The organism is Streptomyces sp. NPDC041200, from assembly GCF_055591805.1.
Genome location: NZ_JBVIZF010000001.1, coordinates 40,739 through 61,430, shown reverse-complemented (window position 1 = coordinate 61,430; position 20,692 = coordinate 40,739). Strand labels below are relative to the sequence as shown.

The window sequence follows — 20,692 nt, the reverse complement described above, 5'->3', positions numbered from 1 at the left end:
CCGGAGAACCACCGTGTCATCCCCGCACGTATACGACTTCATCGGCGTCGGCCTCGGCCCCTATAACCTGGGCCTGGCCTGCCTCACCGAACCGATCGACGAACTCGACGGCCTCTTCCTGGAGAGCAAGCCCGACTTCGACTGGCACCCGGGCATGCTGCTGGACGGCGTCACCCTCCAGACCCCGTTCATGGCCGACCTCGTCACCCTGGCCGACCCGACCTCCCCGTACTCCTTCCTCAACTACCTGAAGGAATCCGGGCGGCTGTACTCGTTCTACATCCGCGAGATCTTCTATCCGCTGCGCGCCGAGTACAACAAGTACTGCCGCTGGGCGGCCGGGAAGCTTGAGTGCGTCCGCTTCGGCCACGACGTCACCAGCGTCACGTACGACGACACCGACGGCCTCTACACCGTGCGCTCCCAGCGCCCCACCGGCGAGACCACCGAGCACCGCGCCCGCCATCTGGTCCTCGGCACCGGCACCCCGCCCTTCATCCCCGAGACCTGCCAGGGGCTGGGCGGCGACCTGCTGCACAACGGGCGCTACCTGGAGCACAAGGAGGCGCTGCAGGCCAAGGAGTCCATCACGATCGTCGGCAGCGGGCAGAGCGCCGCCGAGATCTACCAGGACCTGCTGGCCGACATCGGCAGCCACGGCTACCGCCTCAACTGGGTGACCCGCTCCCCGCGCTTCTTCCCGCTCGAATACACCAAGCTGACGCTGGAGATGACCTCGCCGGAGTACGTGGACTACTTCCACGCCCTCCCCGAGGACACCCGCTACCGGCTGGAGTCCGAGCAGAAGGGCCTGTTCAAGGGCATCGACGCGGACCTGATCAACTCGATCTACGATCTGCTCTACCAGCAGAGCCTGGAGGGCCCGGTGCCCACCCGGCTGCTCACCAACACCGCGCTCACGGGCGCCTCGTACGACGAGTCCACCGGTACGTACACCCTCGGGCTGCGCCACGAGGAGCAGGGGCGCGACTTCTCCCTCACCACCCAGGGCCTCGTCCTGGCCACCGGCTACCGCTACCAGGTGCCCGCCTTCCTGGAGCCGGTGCGCGACCGCATCCGCTGGGACGGCCACGGCCGTTTCGACGTCGCCCGCAACTACAGCATCGACACCACCGGCCGCTCCATCTTCCTCCAGAACGGTGCCACCCAGGCGCACAGTCTCACCTCGCCCGACCTGGGCATGGGGCCGTACCGCAACTCCTGGATCATCCGCGAGCTGCTGGGCCGCGAGCTGTACCCGGTCGAGAAGTCCATCGCCTTCCAGGAGTTCGGCGCGCCGGAGGGACCGCTCACATGACCGCTCACCCGACCGCTCACACGACCCTGTTCCAGCGGGACGACGCCCGCCTCGGCAGCTTCGCCCTGCGCACCCTCGACCCGGAGGCCGACGCCGCGCTGCTGCACGGCTGGGTGACCCACCCCAAGGCGTCCTACTGGATGATGCAGGACGCGAGCCCCGCCGACACCGAGGCCGAGTACCGCAGGATCGCCGACCACCCGCACCACGAGGCCTACATCGGCCTGCACGACGGCGAACCCGCCTTCCTCGCCGAGCGCTACGACCCGGCCCACGTCGAGCTGGTGGGGCTGTACGAGCCCCGCGAGGGCGACGTCGGCATGCACTTCCTGTGCGCGCCGACCGACACCCCGGTGCACGGCTTCACCCTCGCCGTGATCACCACCGTCATGGAGTTCTGCTTCGACGACCCCGCCACCCGGCGCGTCGTCGTCGAGCCCGACGTCCGCAACGACGCGGTGCACGCGCTGAACGCGGCGGTCGGCTTCGACGTCGTCGAGAAGATCGTCAAACCGGAGAAGGACGCCTACCTCAGTACCTGCACGCGCGAGCGCTTCGTCGCCGCGCGCGCCGCCCAAGGAGTATCCCGATGAGCCCCCGCGATGCCGTCGCCCACCTGACCCCCGACCTGTGGGAGCGGGCGGGCCGCCTCCTCATACGCAAGGCCCTCGCCGAGTTCACCCACGAGCGGCTGCTGAAGCCCGAACTGGACGGCGACGGCCGCTACGCCGTCACCAGCGACGACGGCTCGGTGACGTACCGCTTCGCCGCCCGCGTCCTCACCCTGGACCACTGGGTGGTCGACGCGGACAGCATCACCCGCCACGACGGGGACGGCGCCGAGCGCCCGCTGGACGCCCTCGACTTCTTCATCGAGCTGCGCGGCGCCCTCGGCCTCAGCGACGACATCCTCCCCGTCTACCTGGAGGAGATCAGCTCCACCCTCTCCGGCACGGCCTACAAACTGGCCGCCGAGCCGGTGGGCGCGGCGCAGCTCGCCAAGTCCGGCTTCCAGGAGATCGAGACGGGGATGACCGAGGGTCACCCGTGCTTCGTCGCCAACAACGGGCGGCTCGGCTTCGGCATCCACGAGTACCTCTCGTACGCGCCGGAGACCGCGAGCCCCGTCCAGCTGGTCTGGCTGGCCGCGCACCGCGACCACTCCACCTTCACCGCCTCCTCCGACCTCGACTACGACGCGCTGGTGCGCGACGAGCTGAGCGAGGAGACCCGGGCCCGCTTCGCTGAGATCCTCAGCGGCCAGGGCCTCGACATCGCCGACTACCACCTGCTGCCGGTGCACCCCTGGCAGTGGTGGAACAAGCTGTCCGTCAGCTTCGCCGCCGAGGTCGCCCAGCAGCGGCTGGTCTGGCTCGGCACCGGCGAGGACGAGTACCTCGCGCAGCAGTCGATCCGTACCTTCTTCAACACCAGCCACCCGTCCAAGCACTATGTGAAGACCGCCCTGTCGGTCCTCAACATGGGCTTCATGCGGGGCCTCTCGGCCGCCTACATGGAGGCCACCCCGGCCATCAACGACTGGCTGGCGGGCGTCATCGCCTCCGACGACGTCTTCCAGGCCGCCCGCTTCTCGATCATCCGCGAGCGGGCCGCCATCGGCTACCACCACCGCCAGTACGAGGCCGCCACCAACCGGTACTCCCCGTACCGGAAGATGCTCGCCGCCCTGTGGCGCGAGAGCCCGGTCGCGTCGCTGGAACCCGGCCAGCGCCTCGCCACCATGGCCTCCCTCCTCCACACCGACGCCGACGGCGGCTCCCTCGCCGGCGCCCTCATCGAGGAGTCCGGCCTCACCCCGGCGGCCTGGCTCCGCGGCTACCTGGACGCCTACCTCACCCCGGTGCTGCACAGCTTCTACGCGTACGACCTGGTGTTCATGCCGCACGGCGAGAACGTCATCCTGGTCATCGAGGGCGGCGCCGTCCAGCGGGTGATCTTCAAGGACATCGCCGAGGAGATCGCCGTCATGGACCCGGACGCGGTCCTGCCCCCGGCCGTCGAGCGCATCCGCGCGGACGTCCCCGAGGACATGAAACTGCTGTCCATCTTCACCGACGTCTTCGACTGCTTCCTGCGGTTCCTCAATGGCATCCTCGTTGCCGACGGGATCGTCGAGGAGGACACCTTCTGGCAGACGGTCGCCGACAGCGTGCGGGGCTACCAGGACGCGATGCCGCACCTGGCGGACAAGTTCAAGCAGTACGACATGTTCGCCGAGGACTTCGCGCTGTCCTGCCTCAACCGGCTCCAGCTGCGCAACAACCGCGAGATGGTCGACCTGCAGGACCCGGCGGGCGCGCTCCAGCTGATCGGCACCCTGCGGAACCCGATCGCGCGGTTCCGCCCTGCGGAGGCCTGAGCGGCGCACATGGTCCGGGCACCGCCGCGCCATGCGGCGGTGCCCGACGTGTTCTACGACCCCGCGGTGGCGACGTACGGACGGCAGACCCCGCCGTCATAGTCGGTGGCGATCTCCAGCACCTCGCGGCCGTCCTCCGACGGCAGCAGGCTGGAGCTGTAGTTGGGGCAGGAGTCGAGCTTGTCGGACTTCACGGCGACGGGGGCCGGAATCTCGCGCCACGTTCCTTCCCCGCCCTTGCTGTTGGTCCAGATCGTGCGCCCGCTGCCCTCGGCCCGGCTGCCGTCCTTGTTGTACATCGCCTGACCGATCAGCAGCAGCTTGCCCTGCGGATTGCCCTCCTCCGGCGCCCAGGCCAGGTTCGGCGCGTGCAGGAAGTACTTGCCGTCCGCCGTCTCCGCCCGGGTGCCCAGGTCAGCCGGGTCGCCCCAGTCCCACCCGTCGCGAGACGTCCGCAGATGCGCCACGCACGCGTACTTGCCTCCGGCCGCGCAGATCTCGTACGACATGACGTACATCCCGTTCGGCAGCTTCCGCACGACCGGCATCCCGGGCCGGTCGGACTCCAGCTTGCTGGTGACGGTGTCGCGGGGCCCGCTCCACGAGACGCCGTCCTTCGACCGTACGGCGACGAGCTTCTGGCTGTGGCGCGGGTCGGTCTCGTCGGAGTAGTGGCAGACCAGGTTCCCCTGCGCGTCGATGGAGAACTCCGGCTCCCACAGCCCCTTGGCGTCCGGCGGGGTGGCGACCGTGGACAGATAGCTCCAGTTCCGCCCGTGGTCGGTGCTCTTGAACACCCGGATCGACATCCGCCGGTCGGGCTTCTCGTCCTGCCCGAACGAGGCCGCCCACAGCAGCGTCCCGGCGGGCATGTCCCCGACCTGCTTCGGCAGCTCGTAGAGGGTCGCGCAGCACAGCCCCTTGCCGTCCGCGGCCTTCGGATCGGCGACGGTGCCCACCTGGCGGAAGCTCTTGCCGCCGTCGGTGCTCTCGTGGATGTCCCCGACGCCGTCTCCACCCTTGTGGACGACGGACGACGCCAGCACCCGCCCGTTCGCGCTCCCGCTGTGCTGCAGCCGGATCGCCCGCGGATAGAGCGCCCCGCCCTCCCCCAGCGCGGCGCGCCCCGCCATCTTCCCGGGCGCCTGCCCGGGCGCAGCGTTGTTGCTCACCGCGCCCTTCCCGGACTCACTCTCCTGCTGCGGGTCGCCGCTGCACGACGTGAGGAAAACAGCGGAGAAGGCCGCCATGAGCGATATGAGAACGGCCGGGCCGCGCGGGCGTGAACGGGGAATGGTGCTGGTCGGCATGGGGCTCTCGCAATCGACGTTCTGATGGCTCGCCACATAACCCTGCATCGATTTCCCATATCGCGCAACAACGGAAAGGGCGCCCGATTTTCGTTAGCGACGCGTTAGTGAACCAACAGCGATTCGTCAGCACCGGATGGCAGCCTTGTCAGCAGCAGCCCACCGCCGTGAGCTGCGCAGACGCGCGCGGCACCCAAACGGCCATAAAGAATGTGCGAGCGATCAGATAGGGCTGGCCATTCCCGTCGAGAATCTGGCCAGCCTCAAATCGATCGACGCCGATGGCGCCGCGCGGAATTCCTGAAACACCGCCCCTGAGCGCCCTGAGTCAGCAAAATTACCGATCACGCAGAACCCCAGGGGCGGGCTGACACCGACCTGCCCCACCCCGAACCCCGGTACATGATCGCCTACGCTCCCAGCCGCCAATCCATGATCACGCCGGACCTCCCCTCGCCCTGACCAGCGACCTCACCGCCCACAGACACACCCCCGCCGCCAGGCAGGACAGCGCGACGTAGGCAACCTGTTCCACACCGCGATCCCGAACCCGGTAGGCTGACCCTCGGCCGCCATACCAGCGACCATGCCTCCGTAGCTCAGGGGATAGAGCACCGCTCTCCTAAAGCGGGTGTCGCAGGTTCGAATCCTGCCGGGGGCACCATGCATTATGCCGCTGACCTGGGGTTCCTCCCCCAGGGAGGCGCCTTATTCGGGTCCTCGGAGCCGGCGCGTGCGCGCGGCACGAGCCGGGCTGCGGCCCCGGCGATTGCGTGGCCCAAGGCCGGCTGACCGCGCTCGGCGGAGGGCTCGACCTGCTTCCGGCCACCGCCCCGGCCGCTGCACGGGCGGAACTCGAACCGGCGGCCACCACCTGAGCACGCCGCCCGCTCCCGCGTCGCCGCCGACCGCACCAGCGCCCGCGCCCTGCGCCGCAGCGTCCGGGGGATCTGGCGCAACCCGACCGGGCAAGGCGACGGTACCGGGCCGGCAATGCTCCGGAACGCGGCGCTCACCGCGGTGGCCTTCGCCATGCACTGGCACCGCAAACCCAGCACGCCCAACAGGAGGCAGCAGCCGAACAGGCACTCGCTCACCTACAGACCGCGCACGCGTAGATAGCCGGGCCCGTACTGGACAACCTCTCCGGCGGCCGGTTCACGCTCGGGTTCGGCTTCGGCTGGAACGCCGAGGAAGCCGCCGACCACGGCGTGGAGGCGCACCCACCCCGCACAGGAGCCACGCGGCCCGGTCGTCGGCCCGCGCACGCTCGTCGACCGGGAGAGCGAGGTACTGAAGGCTGGGGAGGCGTACGAGCGGTAAATCCCAGGCTGCAATTGGCTATCCGCCTGTGATTCAGGTCACGCCGACTGGTTTCTCTTCAACTCCCCCTACTAGACTGCGAGTAAAGAACCGAGCCGAGTGAACACCGGTGTGGCGATTGACCACCGCCCACCCAAAGGTGTAACCGGCTCGTCCTGCTGTGTCGATTTCCGATCGGCAGGAACAAGTGAAAACAGTGTGGGGAGACTGCTCTTGACCACGGTCGCACCGACCCGACCGTTCGACGTTTCCGTGGATGTGGCGACGCTGGCGCGTCTGACCGGCCGGGAGCGTGAAGTGCTGCACCATCTGGCGAAAGGCGAGTCGAATCGCGTCCTCGCCCGGCAGCTCGACATCGCCGAACGGACCGTCCGCGCCCACATCACCAGCATCGTGCGCAAGCTGGGCGTGAAATCCAGGTTCGAAGCCAGCCTGGTGGCATTCCATCATTATGAGGATCTGATTGGGGAGGCAATTGCCTCCTGAGGCAATGCCGTTCCTGGCAATGCCGCATGAGGCAATAGAAGGGCCCGCCCCACAAATGGCAGGCTCGGCCGCGTTGTTCGCCATGCGTCCGGAACACCTCACCGGGCGCATGGCTTGTCCGTACCTGGATCACCATCCTGGGGGAGAAGAACCCTATGAACATCAAGAAGATCGCCACCGCCGCCGGTGTCGCCACCGCCGGTGTCGCTCTCTTCGTCGCGACCCAGGGCAGCGCTCAAGCCGCCCCGGCACAGCCGGCCGCGCCCGTGGCCACCGCCCAGCCGTCGCAGGACAAGGCCCCGCAGGCCCTCGGCTCCCTGGTCGGCAAGGCCGCCAAGTCCGTGGGCAAGGCCGCCACCAAGGCCGCCCACAAGGCCACGGCGGTCGGCAAGGGCATGTCCGTCGTCGGGAAGAGCAACGTCGACAACATGCTGTCCCACGGCAGCGTCTTCGCGGCTCCGGCCGACCTGCCGCAGGGAGTCACGGCCGACTCGGTCTTCGACCGGTAAGCACCACGTGACGACCACGTATCGCACGACCAGGAGGGTGGCGCTCGTTGTCGGCGGCGCCCTCCTGGGCGCTCACATGACCATGGCCGCCCTGTCCCAGGCGCCGCTCAGCCCGGCGAAACTCGTCTACGACGACCCGGTGGCGGAATACCTCGATCCGTACTTCTCGCAGAACTGGCAGCTTTTCGCCCCGACGCCCGTCTCCGACGACCGCGGCATTCTCGCGCGGACCACCTGCGCGGACGGATCGGTGTCGCCGTACTACGACGTCTCGGCCCGAGGAGTGGAAAAGGCGCAGAGTTCCCGGTTCTTCCCCTCGCGGGAGGTCCGTATCGTCTCCGCGCACCTGCAGAACATCACCAGCAGCGAGGAACTCCTGCGCAGGCTCCGGCAGCAGCAGACCAACGACAAGAAACCTGCACTGCCACCGCTGCCTTATGAGAAGGCCACCGAGGCGGAAGCGGTGAAAGGGCTGTCCCGGTACGCCTACGACCAGATGCCGACCGCGTGCAAGGGAAAAGCGGTGAAGGTTCAGGTGCGTATGTACGTCCACGAGTTGCCGCCGTGGTCGAAGCGTAACGACCCGTCCGCCGAAGGAAAGGTCCTGGTGAAGGATTTCTCCTGGCAGAAGACCCGGGACCTGCGATGAAGAATGCCATGAAGAATGTCACCGCCCGGCTGGATTCCTGGTCCTTGAACCCGGTGGCCGTCACCGGCGTATCGGGAACGCGCGTACTGCTCGGTTTCGTCGGGCTCATGTACTACGTCAGCCAGTACCAGGAGCGGAACTATCTGTTCGGCCCCGACGGGGTGCTGCCGCACGACGAGTTCAAGGCCCAGCTGACCGGCTTCAGCGTCTACACGCTGTCCGCGTCGCCCGGGTACTTCCAGCTGGTCTACCACCTGGGGATCGCGGCCGCGCTGGCCGTGACGCTCGGCGTCGGCGGCCGGCCCGGACTGGCCCTCCACTGGGCCCTGCTGTGGTCCGTCTACCAGCGGCAGCCCGGTCTCCTCGACGGCGGCGACAACCTCGCCTACGTCGTCATCCCGTTCCTGCTCCTGACGCACTGCTACGACCGGTTCGCGCTGCCTACCGGCCTCGCGCGCCGTCTCGCCGAGCGGATCCCGGGGCACCTGCGGGCGGTGTCCGTGCCGTTCCACAACCTGGGCGTCCTCATGGTGGCGGCGCAGATCTGTCTCGTCTACGTCGTCTCCGGCCTCTACAAGGTGATGGGCGAGGAGTGGCAGGACGGCACGGCGCTCTTCTACATCATGCGCGTGGCGGAGTTCGAACTGCCCGGCTGGTCGAACCTGGTGTACGAGAACGACTTCCTGGTCGTGCTGGGCACGTACGGGACGGTCGCCTTCCTGGTCTACTTCCCCATGGGGGTCCTCGTTCCGGCGCTGCGTCCCTGGGCGGCCGCCGCGTCCATCTGCTTCCACCTGTCGATCGCGTTCTTCATGGGGCTGACCGGCTTCGCGCTGACCATGATCGCCTGTGATCTCGTCTTCCTGTCCGGCGCCCTCGACCGTGCTGTGCTGTGGGCCAAGGGCCGCCTCCCTGGAGCTCGCACGCCCGAGGCGGAGCCGGCGGAACCCGCGGAAGCGGCGCCCCCGAGCGCGGAGAGCGGAACCAAGTCGGCCGCGCCCGAGGCCGAACTCGTCTGACCAACAGGAGCGACACCCAACGTGCCCACCCCGACCTGCCTGCTGGGCGGCCCCGGTATCGACGACCGGCCCCCCCACGGCCATGACCAGGACCGGTTCGTCGAAATCGGCTCCCTCAGCAAGGTGTTCACCGGAACCGTCCTGGCCCAGCTGTCGAAGGACGGGGTCCTCGGCCTCGACACCCCGCTGGAGAAGTGCGTGGGCGAGGTCCCCGCGGGGACGGGCATCACGCTCCGGCACCTCGTCGAGCACAGATCAGGCCTGCCGCGCCTGCCCGTCGGCCCCTTCGGTCCGCCCGACGACCCGTACGCGACCTTCACCGAGGAGGCCCTGCGGGCGTCGCTGCGCGAGCTGGACCGGGTGGCCACGGGCCGGCTGGGGGAGGAGGAGTACTCCAACCTCGGTTACGCCGTGCTCGGGCACGCCCTCACCACGGTCACGGGCCGCTCCTACCAGCAACTCGTCGACGAGCACGTGCTGTCGCCCCTGGGATTGGAGGCGGGCTCGGTGACCGCGCTGCCGCCACAGGAACTGCGTCTCGTCCCGCGCGGCCTGTTCGGCCGGCCCCGCCCGCTGTGGACGCTGACGGGCCCGATCCTGCCGGCCGGTGGCCTGTGGTCCACCTGCCGGACCCTGTCCCAGGCCGTGGTCGGACTGCTCGTCGAACGCCGGCTGGGCCCGCCCGCGCCCAGCTGGCAGCGGGGCCCCTCGATCACCTGGCACAACGGCGCGACCCGCGGCTCGTCCGTGGTGGCGGCGGCGCACGATGACGGCCGCTGGATCGTCCTGCACCGCCTGGGCGACCCGGACGGCACCGACCGTCTGGCCAGGAAGACCCTCCTCGCGGCTCCCGCGCCGCGGGGCGGGAACTGACACCACCACCAAGAGAGAGCAACGGTAGCGTCATGAGGATCGCGTGGTTCGCCTGGCTGGCGAGGCACTTCGGTGAATACGGCTACAGCGACGGGCCATTGCGCGCCGCGATCGGCTCGGGCGCGGTGCTGGTGACCGCCGCGCTGTTCTGGTTCGCCCTGTACCGCCATCGTCCGGCCGCCGTGGCCGCCGCCGGTCTCACCTGTGCCCTGGGCATCGGGTGGCTGGCCTTCCACTGAGGGGACTCGTATGACGGACGCCGTCGTCGTCGGTTCCGGGCCCAACGGGCTCGCGGCCGCGCTCACCCTGGCCCGCGGCGGGCTCCGGGTCGAGGTGTTCGAGGCGCACGAACGCATCGGCGGGGGGCTGCGCACGGAGCCGCTGTTCGACTCGGAGGTGCTGCACGACATCTGTGCGGCCGTCCACCCCATGGCGCCGATCTCCCCGTTCATGCGCTCCCTCGATCTGGAGGCGCACGGCGTCGCCCTGCTGCACTCTCCCGCTGCCTACGCCCACCCCCTCAAAGACCGCCCGGCCGCGATGGCCTGGCGCGACCTCGACGCCACCTGCGCCGAACTGGGCGCCGACGGGCGGCGCTGGCGGCGGCTCATGCTCCCGCTCATGGAGCGCTCGGCGGAGGTGGCGGAGCTGATGCTCTCCACCCAGCGCACCCCGCCGAAACCGCGGGCCCTCGCCGTCCTGGCCACGCGCCTGCCGGCGCAGGCCCTGCGCGTCGGCGGCGGCCTGCGCACCGAGGAGGCCCGGGCGCTCCTCACCGGCGTCGCCGCCCACGGCATCGGCCGGCTCCCCTCACCGGCAACCGCCGCGGTCGCACTGTTCCTCGGGCACCTCGCCCACACCACCGGCTGGCCCGTCCCACAGGGCGGCTCGCAAGCCGTCGCCGCCGTCATGGCCGCGCACATCGAGCGGCTCGGCGGCCGGATCCACACCGGCGTCCGGGTGGACAGCCTGGATGACCTGCCCGACCGCAGCCTCACCCTGCTGGACGTCTCGCCCCGCGAACTGGCCCGGATCGCCCCCCTTCCCAGCGGCTACCTCCGCGCGCTGTCCCGCTACCGCTACGGCCCAGGCGCCGCGAAGGCCGACTTCCTCGTCGAGGGCCCGATCCCCTGGGCCGACCCCCGCCTCTCCCAGGCCGCCACGATCCACCTGGGCGGCGCGCACGGCACGGCTCCGGAACTGGCCCGCGCCGAGACGGCGACGGCCCGGGGCCTGCGCGTCCCGCACCCCTACATCATCGTCGTCGACCCGGCCGCCGCCGACCCGGCACGGGCCGTCCGGGGCAGGAGACCGGTATGGGCCTACGCGCACGTGCCCCACGGCGACCCCCGTGATCCCCTGCCGATGATCCGTGCCGCCATCGAGACCCACGCCCCGGGCTTCACCGACACGGTGATCGCCGAGCGGGGCATGTCGGCGGCCCGGCTGGGCGCGTACAACGCGAACTACGTGGGCGGCGACATCGCCTCCGGCGCGATGACCCTGTGGCAGACGCTGGCCCGCCCCGTGCCCCGCTGGAACCCCTACCGGACGCCCCTCCCCGGCACCTGGCTGTGCTCCTCGGCGACTCCGCCGGGCCCGTCGGTCCACGGCATGTGCGGGTACCACGCGGCCAGGGCAGCCATGGACGCCCTGGCCGGAGGCGGGCCGGACCGCACCGCCTGATCAGCGCACTCGTCCTGGTCTGAGCCGCTGCCGGTCAGCCGTCCGATCGGGCCGGAGGGGTGGGGCGGGGGTCAGCCGAACAGCTGGGAACCGAGCGGGTGTCGCCGGTCGAAGCCGGGGAGGATCAGGAACGTCGCGCTGGCGGTCGTGGTGGTGAATCGCAGCAGCGCGTCGGAGGTGTCCATGTGGGTGAGGGTGGCGGTGAAGGTCCGCAGGTCGTTCTGGAAGCTGATGAAGAGCAGGCCGGGGGCGGGCTCGTCGGTGCTGTAGGAGCGGCGGAGCATGAGGCCGGCGCCGACCACGGCGGGGTTCGCCCTGCGCACGTGGGCGTCCGCGGGGACGAGATAGCGCCCGTCCGGTGTCTTGGCGCCGAGGTCCGGGCCCGAGGCGACGGGGCCGCCGGAGAGGGGGACGCCGCTGGCCCTGCGCCGCCCGAAGACCGCTTCCTGCTCGGCTACGGACAGGGCGGCGAACCGCGGCAGGTCGAGTGCCATGCGCCGCAGTACGGCAAGGGTGCCGCCGGCGACCGCGGGGGGTCCGGCCAGCCACAGGTCGCGTTGTTGTTCGGCGGTCGTGTGCGGGCCCACGATGCCGTCGATGAAACCGAGCGGGTTTCGTGGCGCGGTGAGGCCGTTGCCGACGGACACGTTCGCACCGCGGCGTGCGGACTGCCGCCAGCGTTCGTGGACGCGGTCACCGGCCTGGTCCAGGAGCGCGGCGGCGACGACCGGTAAGAGCAGCGCGTCGCTGGCGCAGATCTGTATCAACAGGTCACCGCCGCGTGCCCGCGGGGCGATCCGCTCTCGGGAGAAGCGCGGGAGGTCGGCCGCGCCGGGCAGCGAGGCACCGGCCGCGCGCACCAGCCGGGGGCCCACGCCGACGGTCACGGTGAGGTCGCCCGGCGGCAGGCCCAGCAGCCGCGGGTCGGTCCCCGCGCTGAGGGTGCGGATGGCCTGGCCGAGTTCGGCCAGTAACCGGCCTGCGGCCACGGTGGCATCGAGGTCGGCCACCACGGCCAGCAGGTTGCGCTGGGCCGGCTGGGGAAGCGTGATGCCTGCCTGATGCCGGCCCGTCGCCGGAACCGCCATCGGCGTGGCCGCTGCGGTAGGGGCGTGCCGGGCCGACTGGGCGGCGTCCGATGTGCACCCGGCGGTCAGACCGGCGGCCATCATGGCGCCGGTGACATCGAGGAACGTGCGGCGCGACGGGTGGTGATCGGCTCGGCGCATGGTGTGCAGGGTGCCACACGCTCATCGCGCATGCCGGGCGATCTCACCGATTATGGCGAGGAATTGGGCGTTCTGCCAGACTGGGATCATGCCTCGATTAGCTCTTCGCGTGGTGGCGGCGGTACTGGGCACGCTGGCACTTGTGGCCGGCTGCAGCGGCGGCGACGGCGGGTCGGGCAAGGGCCGGCGGCCGGACGGTGCGCGCGTGACGATCCGGGTGCCTGCCGATGCCCCGACGATCTCGGATGCGGTGTCCTTGGCGCGCCCCGGTGACCTGGTGTTGGTCGCTCCGGGGGTGTACCACGAGTCGGTGAAGATCGACACGGCCCGCATCACCCTTCGCGGCGCGTCCCGGAGCAAGGTCGTCATCGACGGGCGGTTGCGGCAGCCGAACGGTGTCGTCGTCGCGGCGCCCGGAGTGGCCGTGGAGAACCTGACCGTGGAGAACAACACGCAGAACGGGGTGTTGGTCACCGGTTCGGCGGCGGCGGCCTCCGCCGGGCTGCCGGGGCGAAGCGGCGGCTACGACACCGGCGATGAGCCCGTCACCTTCCTGAAGTCGTTCTTGGTCTCGCATGTCACCGCGACCCGCAACGGGCTGTACGGCATCTACGCCTTCTCCGCGCAGAACGGTGTCATCGAGCATTCGTACACCTCGGGCGGGGCCGACTCGGGGATCTATGTCGGGCAGTGCAAGCCGTGTCGCATCGTGGTGCGGGACAACGTGGCCGAACTCAACGCGGTCGGTTACGAAGGCACCAACGCCGGCGGCGACATGTACGTGGTCCGCAACCGTCTCGTCGGCAACCGGGTCGGCCTGACCACCAACTCCGACCACCAGGAGAAGCTGCTCCCGCAGCGGGGCGCCACCATCGCGGGCAACCTGGTCGCCGCCAACCAGCAGAGGGCCACCCCGGAGCAGGCCGACGGCGGGTGGGGTACCGGCATCGGCATCGACGGCGGCAGCGACAACAGGTTCGTCCGCAACCGCATCGCCGACAACAGCAACGCCGGGCTGGTGATCACCGCAACCGCCGACATACCGTCGGTCGGCAACCAGATCGTGGACAACACGTTCGCCGGCAACGGCGTCGACGTCGGCTGGACGTTCCCCACCGCCACGCGGGGCCGGGGCAACTGCCTGCGCGGCAACGATCTGCGCACCACAGTGCCCGCCCGGCTCGCGAAAACGGCCTCCTGTCCGCTGCCGGCCAAGTCGGCCTCACCGGACGGCAGGTGGGCGACGCCGACGGCACCCGGCGGCATCCCGTTCACCGAGGTCGCGGCGCCTGGCCGACAGCCGCAGTTCCCGGGTGCCACCACTACGGGCGCCACCGCCGTCCCGGCCGTTCCGGTTCTCCCGGACGTGGCAGACATCCCGCTGCCGCCGTCATCCCTGCTTGCCACGGAGGCGCGGGTGCGGACGTCCTGAACAGCGGCTACCGCGTCGGGGTGACTCCGGGCACCGGCTTGACCGGAAGGTACTTCTGGGTGTCGAAATCGATGACCGCCGGCTCCGACGCGGAACCCACGCTGACGCGGACCCGGTACATGGTGCCGTCCGAGCCGACCCAGTAGCGCACCTTGTCCGCCGTACCGGAGCGGTCACGGGAGGACGGCCCGGTCATGACGTCCACCCGATGCCCGTCCACCTTGTCTCGTCCCCACCAGGCGGCGCCGTTCTGCGGCAGGAGTTCGGCGTTCTCCGGCCGGTCGCTGCCGAGGCTGAGCGCGATGGCCAGCGAACTGTCCAGCGAGCTGCCGGACGACTGCAGCGGGCGCCCGTACCAGCCCGAGCGGGGCGGCGACGCGGGTGCGCGCGCCGGGGCGTTCGCCATCGGGTGGACGAACACCGAGGTGGCCGTCCACTCGATCAGCCCGTCGCTGGACGTGTCGCGCCCGGTGCCGTGCACCACGCCGTAACCGAGCTTGCCCCGGTAGTCGACGGACCCGGTGACGGTCAGCCCACCGGCGGTGCCCGGCACGGTGATCGTCACTGCTCGGCCGTGCGCCTCGTAGTTACGGAACCGCGTCATCGCCAGCCGGTTCGCCTCATCCATCGTCAGTGCGCGCGGACCGCTGGGGCCGGAGCCACCGCCGACGACCAGGAACACGGTCACCGCGACGGCCGCCATGCCGAGGACGGCTGCCGCCCAGCGTGGCCGCAGCCATCGGCGCCGGTCAGCCGCACGGCCTGGTAGAGCTTGCCGGATTCTCGCGCTCCGCACGCGGCTCGACGCTGACACTCTTCTGATTCACCCTCTCGAGAGACGTGATCTGCCTGCCCGCGACCTGGATGGTCGCGGGCAGGCAGATCACTCTTGTTCGGTTCGTTCAGTGCTTCTGGGCGCGACGCCTCCGGCTCACGAACGCGAGGACCAGGCCCGCGCCCACCAGCAGGCCGACGAGGGCGACCACCTCTGACAGCCCGGACATACCGGTGTGCGCCAGCGAACCCGAGCTCCTACCGGCCGGAGCCGGGTTGCCGGCCGGAGCCGGGTTGCCGGCCGGGACCACCGGGTTGCCGGCCGGGCCCGGGTCGGCGGGCGGCGTACCGGCCGGTGGCGAAGCCTGAGTCGGTGGCGAGGTCGGGGTCGGGGTCGGTGGAGAGGTGGGAGTCGGGGTCGGGGTCGGGGTCGGCGTTTCCTTCGGGATGTACACCCCGGCGTCGATCGTGTGATCGACCCCGCCCGGCTTGTCCGGCGCCGTGACAGGCGCGGAGCCGTTGCACAACGGTCCGGTGGTCGGCGGGGTCACATTGGAGTCATGCGCACGGTTGGCGCCGGCCCGCGGGAGGGTGAACCGCAGCTCGCTCGCCGGGGGCTGCTCGGGCACCTCGCTGGTGTCCGCGGTGCACACGTCGAACTGCACCGTGTATTTGGCGCCCGGCGTGAGCTCGTACTCGGCGCCGACGCCACCGAAGTAGTACTCCCCGGCGGCATCGGTTTTGGTCGTGGCGACCTGCTTGCCGTCCGCGTCCAGCAGGTTGATCGTCGCCCCCGGCAGCAGTACGTGCCCCGGGTCCTGGATCCCGTTGTGGTCGCCGTCGAACCACACGACGTTGCCGATCTGGATCGGCGCGTTCGCCGCCGCGTACGCGATGTCGCCGAGCCCGCCGGCCTTGCCGAACCCGCCTTGTTCCCGGCTGACGAACTGGAACCCGTTGGCGGTCGGGTTATTGCCCGGGCCCTGACCGGTCGTGATGTCGTGGTATCCGGTCCCTGAGGTCGCGACGTTGACGACCGGGTCGAACTCCGTGCTGACGACCCACTGCTGCTGCGGGATATAGGCCACCGACCCCAGCGCGGTCTCCTGGTGGGCGTTGGCGTAGGAGTCGCCCGGGAAGTACTCGACGACATCGGCGTCCTGGCCGCCACTGTTGGCGGGGGTGGCGTGGTTGGGACAGCTCCCGGTGCCTTCCCACTGGTATTCACCGGTGGGAGTGGCACAGACCATGGTGATGTCACCACCGGACATGCCGTTTTCCGCTGTGTCGTTCCCCGGACGCGGGTCCAGCCCTCCCCAACTGAGCACGTCCATGAACCGGTCGCGGAATCCCAGGATCATCGAGCCGTCGCGGGCGAAGGCGAGGGAGGCCAGCTCCGGCTGCGGATCGATGAAGGTGTTGCCCGACTTCCGGTCGTCCCACGTGTCAAGGCTGGTGTTCCACGGGTTCCAGTGGGTGGCCTTGTCGCCGGAACCAAAGACGCTGCCGCGCTTGTCGGTGAGCGCGTGGGTCAGCACCGTGGTGAACCGCCCGCCGTCGTAGGTGTAGACGACGGCTTTCAGGTCCGCGCGCTGCTGTGTGCTCTCTGCGTTGCACACACCGCCCACGTACAGCGTGTTGTTGTGGACGGAGAGACCGAACGGCCGCCAGTCGCCGGCGCTCGCGCACCCCGGGTCCGGGATCGGCACCGTCGCCTCGGGCTCCGAGGCGGTGGCCCCTGTCGCGTCGAAGCTCACCAGGCTGCGGGTCAGCAAGTTCACCGCGTACAGCGTGGAGCCGTCCTCCGACAGGGCCAGGCCACCGATGCTCTCCTTGCCCGGTGCGTCGGTGAACCCGGCGTCCTTGACCATGTTGGCGGTGTCGTGCTGCGTCACCGCGGCGTCCGGCACCTGCGCGAACAGCTCCGGCGCACCGGAGCCGCTGACCGGCACCGTATAGATCGCGCCGGCGCCCTTCGGCCCGTAGGCGGTGTACCGGCGGGCGAACGCGCCTTGGAACAGCCGGCTTTGGTTTTTGTCGTACGCCAACCCGAACGTCGTGCCGACCTGGTCCTGCGTGGCCAGCGTGTCCGGGCACGACACATCGGTAGGACAGGTGCCCCGGGTCTTCGTTCCGAACGCCACCAAGGCCCGGGTGTCGTTTCCGTTGGGGCCGTTCTGGACCGGTACGAAGTACCGCGAGTCCGGCAGCGCGTAGTCGGCCGGATCCCACACCCCGGTCACCACCGCGGCGTTCTTTCCGTCGGACACATCCACGAAGGAAGTGAAGCTGTTGAAGTGGTTCTCCGCCGTCGACGCCGGCGCCGCCCGCAGATAGGCGCTGTACGGTGCCGGGATGCTGACGTCGACGCGGTACTGGCCGCCGTCCAGCACCGTCGACTGCGCCACCACGACCTTTCCGGTGGCATCCGTGACACCGGTGACATGGTGCCCAGCGGGGTCGGAGACCTCCACCTTCATGCCCCGCTGCGGCACGTCCATCGTCGCGTTGATCACGCCGGTGCCGAAGAAGTCACGCAGCACTTCTACCGTCAGCGTGCCGTCGGCGGTCGAAGCGGCAGCAGGTCCAGCCGCCACTCCCACGATTCCGCCTGCCAGCAAAAGAACAGATAACCCCATGCGCCCCAGAGGCTCCACGAGCCTCCAGGCCGACTGGGGAGAGCCTGTGCCTACTCTGTTCATGGCATCACACTCCACACTCCTCTTGTCATGAAAACTAAGCACCCGCTTCTCGCCGCACGTCCACTTCGTGACCCCACAGGCGAACGCCAGTCGGGAAGCCACGGAAAAGAAAAAGGGCCCACTGCTGTCGCGTGGACCGCTTTGTGATGATCGTTTGAGGAATATTGCGGGCAGGCCGTAAGCGCCGCAGACCAGAAAAAGCGAACGCACGTTCAGGGCCTCGGCCAGGGCCGCCCCGGAATGTGGGTCTTTGCAGCTCAACCACGGTACCCTCGCCCCCACCGCCGACCTCACCGACCGCCACCGCGAGCAGCGCGCGACATCCTATCCGCTGGAGTCCCGCCGTCACCAGCAGAACCCCTGGCATCCATGGGGATGCGCGATAATCCCCGAACGCCCAGAGAACGGCGACCGAAAGAAGGTGCGACGGTGATGTGATCGCCGGATCCGGTCCCGTCGGGTGCGTTCACGCCCGGATGAGGTGTCTGAAAAACCTGCTCGCCACGCGGGGGCGTTGCGCAGCCGAAAGTGGCCCGGTTCGCCTGCTGCACGATTGCCATGGCGTCATATGTGATCGACGTCGTTGCGCCACCACTTCCGCGATCATCAGCACCAGCAGTTCCATGCACGGCCCATGAGACGCCGCAGGCGCACGAAAACCGTGTCACTCCAGTGACCGGTCAACGTCGGTATGCCGCTCGCGGCCAGAAGTCGAGCCAGTAGCCGGGCGTGGTTCTGTTCTTCGGCGATGAAGAGCCGAACCGCCTGCGCGTAGTCGGCGTCGCCGTCCACGAGGTTGGCCCGGCTACGGCGTCGGGGGGCTCGGAGGCGTAGTGGACGGCCAGGTCCGCGCCCAGCGAGTAGCCCACGAGGAGGGGCGCCGAGGGCAGGGCGACCTCCGCCGGCACGGCGACGAGGTCGCTCAGGAACGCGTCGAAGGAGTACCGGTCGCCGGCCGGGGCGAGGCCGTGGCCCCTGAGGTCGAAGGTCGTCACGTCGTGGTCGCGGCGGAGGGGCGCGGTCAGCTCGTGCAGGTCGGCTTGTGTCGGGTCAAGACGGCGCCCCCGTGAACCGTTCGACGGACTCCCAGAGTTCGCCTTCGCGCCGCCGGTCGTAGGACTCCTCGGACGAACGGGCCTCGCGGCCGCGGTCGACGTAGGACCCGGTCGTCGCCCTGGTCGCGCCGAGGACGACGTCGGCCAGGTAGCGGCCCGCGGCGCTGCGGGTGGTGGCGAACGGGGTGAGGGTCGTCATCGGCAGGACGCGGCGCATCGCGAAGCGGGAGACGGGGTCCGCGTTGCGGGCGAGACCGGTACCGGGGACGAATCCGGGGTTGTAGGCGACGGCGTCGATCCCGGTCGGCAGGCGGCGCGCGTACTCGTGCACGAGGTAGATCGCGGCCAGCTTGCTCGTCGAGTACGCGGTGCGCCCAGCGGTGGTGGTATCCGGCCTGGGGAAGGCGCCCGTGCGGGCCAGGACGTCCGGGGACTTCCAGTCCGGGCCGGGCACCAGGCCCAGGTTGTGCCTGAGGTCGCCGAAGTGGGTGTCGCTGGCGGTGATCACGATCCGGGCGGGAGCGGCGAAGTGGTCCTGGAGCAGGCGGACGAAGAGGTGGTTGGCGAGCACGTTGACGGTAAAGGTGGACTCGAACCCGTCGGGCCCCTCGGTCAGCGCGTTGGTGTACTGCACGCCCGCGTTGCCCACGAAGCCGCGCAAGGGCGGGAGTTCACCGCCGTCGAGCCGGTCGCGGATCTCGGTGGCGGCCGAGCGGACGCTTCGCAGGGAGCCGAGGTCCGCCGTGACGTACGAGACCGTACGCCCGCCCGTGGCGAGGTGTGTGCCAGCGGCTCCGCGGGCGACGACGAGGAGGTGCGCGTCCGGCGACCGGCGCAGGATGTGCTCGGCGGCGACGCGGCCGATCCCGCGGCTCGCGCCCGTCATCACGATGGTGTGTTTCATGGGAGGCCCCTTCACTGTTCGGCATTGCTGCCCGGCTCGGGCGGGTCCACGTTCGCCGCTCCCGTCGCCGCCGACCAGTGCCGTGCCCGTCACTAGGACTGGCAGTACCTAGGCTGATGTGGAGCGGAACGGCGAGAATGAGCCCATGGGTTCCACGCGCTCCGACTTCGCCGCACTCCTGCGCGCCTGGCGCGACCGCCTCTCTCCGGCCGACGCCGGTTTCGCCGTGACGCCCGACCGTCGTGCCCCGGGACTGCGCCGCGAGGAGCTGGCGCAGCTGGCCGGGCTCTCCGTCGATTACGTCCTGCGGCTGGAACAGGGGCGCGCGAAGAACCCCTCGGCTCAGGTCGTCGGCGCCCTCGCCCGGTCCCTCCAGCTCTCCCGCGCCGAGCGCGACCAGTTGTACCGGAGCGCCGGACTCCTGCCGCCCCAGGACGGGACGGTCAGCGCTCATGTGCCCGCGGGAATCCAACGGCTCGCCGGGCGCCTGGGCGATGTCCCGATCGGAGTCTTCACCGCCGACTGGACCCTGGTGTGGTGGAACGCCACATGGTGCGCCCTGCACGGAGACCCCGCCGTCCTCCCGCCCCTCGAACGCAACCTCGCCCGCGCCCTGTTCGGCAGCGGGGCCGCTCACGCCTCGATGCTTCCCGTACAGTCCGAGCACGGTCAGGACGCGTTCGAGGCGTCGATCGTCGCCGACCTCAAGGACGCCGTGTCCCGCTATCCCAGGGACGTCCAGCTCGATCGTCTCGTGAGCGGACTGCGAGACGTATCCGACGCCTTCAATCATCACTGGGCCACGCGGACGGTCGCCGTTCAGCACACGACCGACCGGAAGACGATCCGGCACCCGGAGGTCGGCGAGATCCTGCTCGACTGCGACGTCCTCATCGTCCCCGGCGCGGACCTGCGCATGGTGACCTACACGGCGGCGACGGGCAGCAGCGACGCGGCGAAGCTCGACCTTCTGCGCGTCACGGGTGGCCGTACCACCGCCGCGCTCCCCTGACCGGCTGCCCCGACGGGCTGTACGGCGGCTT

At 70.0% G+C, this 20,692-nt stretch carries 17 protein-coding genes, 1 tRNA gene and 4 pseudogenes; 15 read left to right on the top strand and 7 right to left on the bottom strand.

Translation table 11 applies throughout. The features are described 5' to 3' along the window. Positions 1-13: 13 nt before the first annotated feature. The 3 genes from ACZ6CL_RS00315 to ACZ6CL_RS00305 are packed head-to-tail and all read left to right on the top strand — an operon-like array spanning position 14 to position 3,698. Positions 14-1,318, top strand: coding sequence for a lysine N(6)-hydroxylase/L-ornithine N(5)-oxygenase family protein (locus tag ACZ6CL_RS00315; protein WP_468929227.1), 1,305 nt, complete (start codon positions 14-16; stop codon positions 1,316-1,318). Beyond that, a complete protein-coding gene (locus ACZ6CL_RS00310) occupies positions 1,315-1,911 on the top strand; it encodes a GNAT family N-acetyltransferase (protein ID WP_468929224.1) in 597 nt (198 codons plus the stop codon). Before ACZ6CL_RS00315 ends, ACZ6CL_RS00310 begins: the two co-directional genes overlap by 4 nt. Beyond that, positions 1,908-3,698: an IucA/IucC family protein gene (locus ACZ6CL_RS00305; protein WP_468929223.1), complete on the top strand. Its 1,791-nt coding sequence runs from the start codon at positions 1,908-1,910 to the stop codon at positions 3,696-3,698. Before ACZ6CL_RS00310 ends, ACZ6CL_RS00305 begins: the two co-directional genes overlap by 4 nt. 53 nt (positions 3,699-3,751) lie before the next feature. Here ACZ6CL_RS00305 and ACZ6CL_RS00300 read toward each other — a convergent pair whose 3' ends face one another. After that, positions 3,752-4,948 (bottom strand): exo-alpha-sialidase, encoded by a 1,197-nt coding sequence (locus ACZ6CL_RS00300; RefSeq protein ID WP_468929220.1) that lies wholly within the window; start codon positions 4,946-4,948, stop codon positions 3,752-3,754. Positions 4,949-5,596: 648 nt separating this feature from the next. Between ACZ6CL_RS00300 and ACZ6CL_RS00295 the strand changes: the two genes are divergently transcribed. The 10 genes and pseudogenes from ACZ6CL_RS00295 (at position 5,597) to ACZ6CL_RS00250 (ending at position 11,553) form a co-directional block, all read left to right on the top strand. After that, positions 5,597-5,672 (top strand) — tRNA-Arg (locus tag ACZ6CL_RS00295). Positions 5,673-5,781: 109 nt separating this feature from the next. Then, a pseudogene (locus tag ACZ6CL_RS00290) lies at positions 5,782-6,123 on the top strand (mobilization protein); the annotation flags it as partial. 18 nt (positions 6,124-6,141) lie between these two features. Next, a pseudogene (locus ACZ6CL_RS00285) lies at positions 6,142-6,225 on the top strand (LLM class F420-dependent oxidoreductase); the annotation flags it as partial. Positions 6,226-6,544: 319 nt separating this feature from the next. Continuing rightward, entirely contained in the window at positions 6,545-6,817 is a 273-nt protein-coding gene (locus ACZ6CL_RS00280) for a response regulator transcription factor (RefSeq protein WP_468929218.1), read from the top strand. A 155-nt stretch (positions 6,818-6,972) separates the two neighbouring features. After that, on the top strand, positions 6,973-7,326 hold the full coding sequence (locus tag ACZ6CL_RS00275; RefSeq protein WP_468929215.1) for a hypothetical protein: 354 nt from the start codon (positions 6,973-6,975) through the stop codon (positions 7,324-7,326). A 37-nt stretch (positions 7,327-7,363) separates the two neighbouring features. Then, positions 7,364-7,975, top strand: coding sequence for a DUF5819 family protein (locus ACZ6CL_RS00270; protein ID WP_468929212.1), 612 nt, complete (start codon positions 7,364-7,366; stop codon positions 7,973-7,975). An 8-nt stretch (positions 7,976-7,983) separates the two neighbouring features. Further along, complete coding sequence (locus tag ACZ6CL_RS00265; RefSeq protein ID WP_468929209.1) at positions 7,984-8,994, top strand: HTTM domain-containing protein; 1,011 nt, start codon at positions 7,984-7,986, stop codon at positions 8,992-8,994. A 21-nt stretch (positions 8,995-9,015) separates the two neighbouring features. After that, positions 9,016-9,867 (top strand): serine hydrolase domain-containing protein, encoded by an 852-nt coding sequence (locus ACZ6CL_RS00260; protein ID WP_468929206.1) that lies wholly within the window; start codon positions 9,016-9,018, stop codon positions 9,865-9,867. A gap of 32 nt (positions 9,868-9,899) precedes the next feature. Further along, positions 9,900-10,106 carry a hypothetical protein gene (locus ACZ6CL_RS00255; protein ID WP_468929204.1) on the top strand — a complete coding sequence of 69 codons (207 nt, stop codon included), beginning with the start codon at positions 9,900-9,902 and terminating at the stop codon, positions 10,104-10,106. A 10-nt stretch (positions 10,107-10,116) separates the two neighbouring features. Then, the gene (locus ACZ6CL_RS00250; protein WP_468929201.1) at positions 10,117-11,553 is read left to right on the top strand and encodes a phytoene desaturase family protein; all 1,437 of its coding nucleotides are present in this window, start codon (positions 10,117-10,119) and stop codon (positions 11,551-11,553) included. Positions 11,554-11,624: 71 nt separating this feature from the next. Here ACZ6CL_RS00250 and ACZ6CL_RS00245 read toward each other — a convergent pair whose 3' ends face one another. Further along, a complete protein-coding gene (locus tag ACZ6CL_RS00245; RefSeq protein WP_468929198.1) occupies positions 11,625-12,782 on the bottom strand; it encodes a Dyp-type peroxidase in 1,158 nt (385 codons plus the stop codon). Positions 12,783-12,870: 88 nt separating this feature from the next. Here ACZ6CL_RS00245 and ACZ6CL_RS00240 point away from each other — a divergent pair, with 88 nt between their 5' ends. Further along, positions 12,871-14,214: a right-handed parallel beta-helix repeat-containing protein gene (locus ACZ6CL_RS00240; protein WP_468929196.1), complete on the top strand. Its 1,344-nt coding sequence runs from the start codon at positions 12,871-12,873 to the stop codon at positions 14,212-14,214. 7 nt (positions 14,215-14,221) lie between these two features. Here ACZ6CL_RS00240 and ACZ6CL_RS00235 read toward each other — a convergent pair whose 3' ends face one another. From ACZ6CL_RS00235 to ACZ6CL_RS00215, 5 genes and pseudogenes are all read right to left on the bottom strand, one after another. Next, the gene (locus tag ACZ6CL_RS00235; protein ID WP_468929193.1) at positions 14,222-14,917 is read right to left on the bottom strand and encodes a hypothetical protein; all 696 of its coding nucleotides are present in this window, start codon (positions 14,915-14,917) and stop codon (positions 14,222-14,224) included. Positions 14,918-15,116: 199 nt separating this feature from the next. Next, complete coding sequence (locus ACZ6CL_RS00230; RefSeq protein WP_468931186.1) at positions 15,117-17,627, bottom strand: SdrD B-like domain-containing protein; 2,511 nt, start codon at positions 17,625-17,627, stop codon at positions 15,117-15,119. 643 nt (positions 17,628-18,270) lie between these two features. Beyond that, positions 18,271-18,479: pseudogene (locus ACZ6CL_RS00225) on the bottom strand (ferritin-like domain-containing protein); the annotation flags it as partial. A 53-nt stretch (positions 18,480-18,532) separates the two neighbouring features. Next, a pseudogene (locus ACZ6CL_RS00220) lies at positions 18,533-18,685 on the bottom strand (alpha/beta hydrolase); the annotation flags it as partial. Between the two features lie 55 nt (positions 18,686-18,740). After that, entirely contained in the window at positions 18,741-19,649 is a 909-nt protein-coding gene (locus ACZ6CL_RS00215; protein WP_468929191.1) for an SDR family NAD(P)-dependent oxidoreductase, read from the bottom strand. A 145-nt stretch (positions 19,650-19,794) separates the two neighbouring features. Between ACZ6CL_RS00215 and ACZ6CL_RS00210 the strand changes: the two genes are divergently transcribed. Beyond that, positions 19,795-20,661 carry a helix-turn-helix transcriptional regulator gene (locus tag ACZ6CL_RS00210; protein WP_468929188.1) on the top strand — a complete coding sequence of 289 codons (867 nt, stop codon included), beginning with the start codon at positions 19,795-19,797 and terminating at the stop codon, positions 20,659-20,661. Positions 20,662-20,692 lie beyond the last annotated feature (31 nt).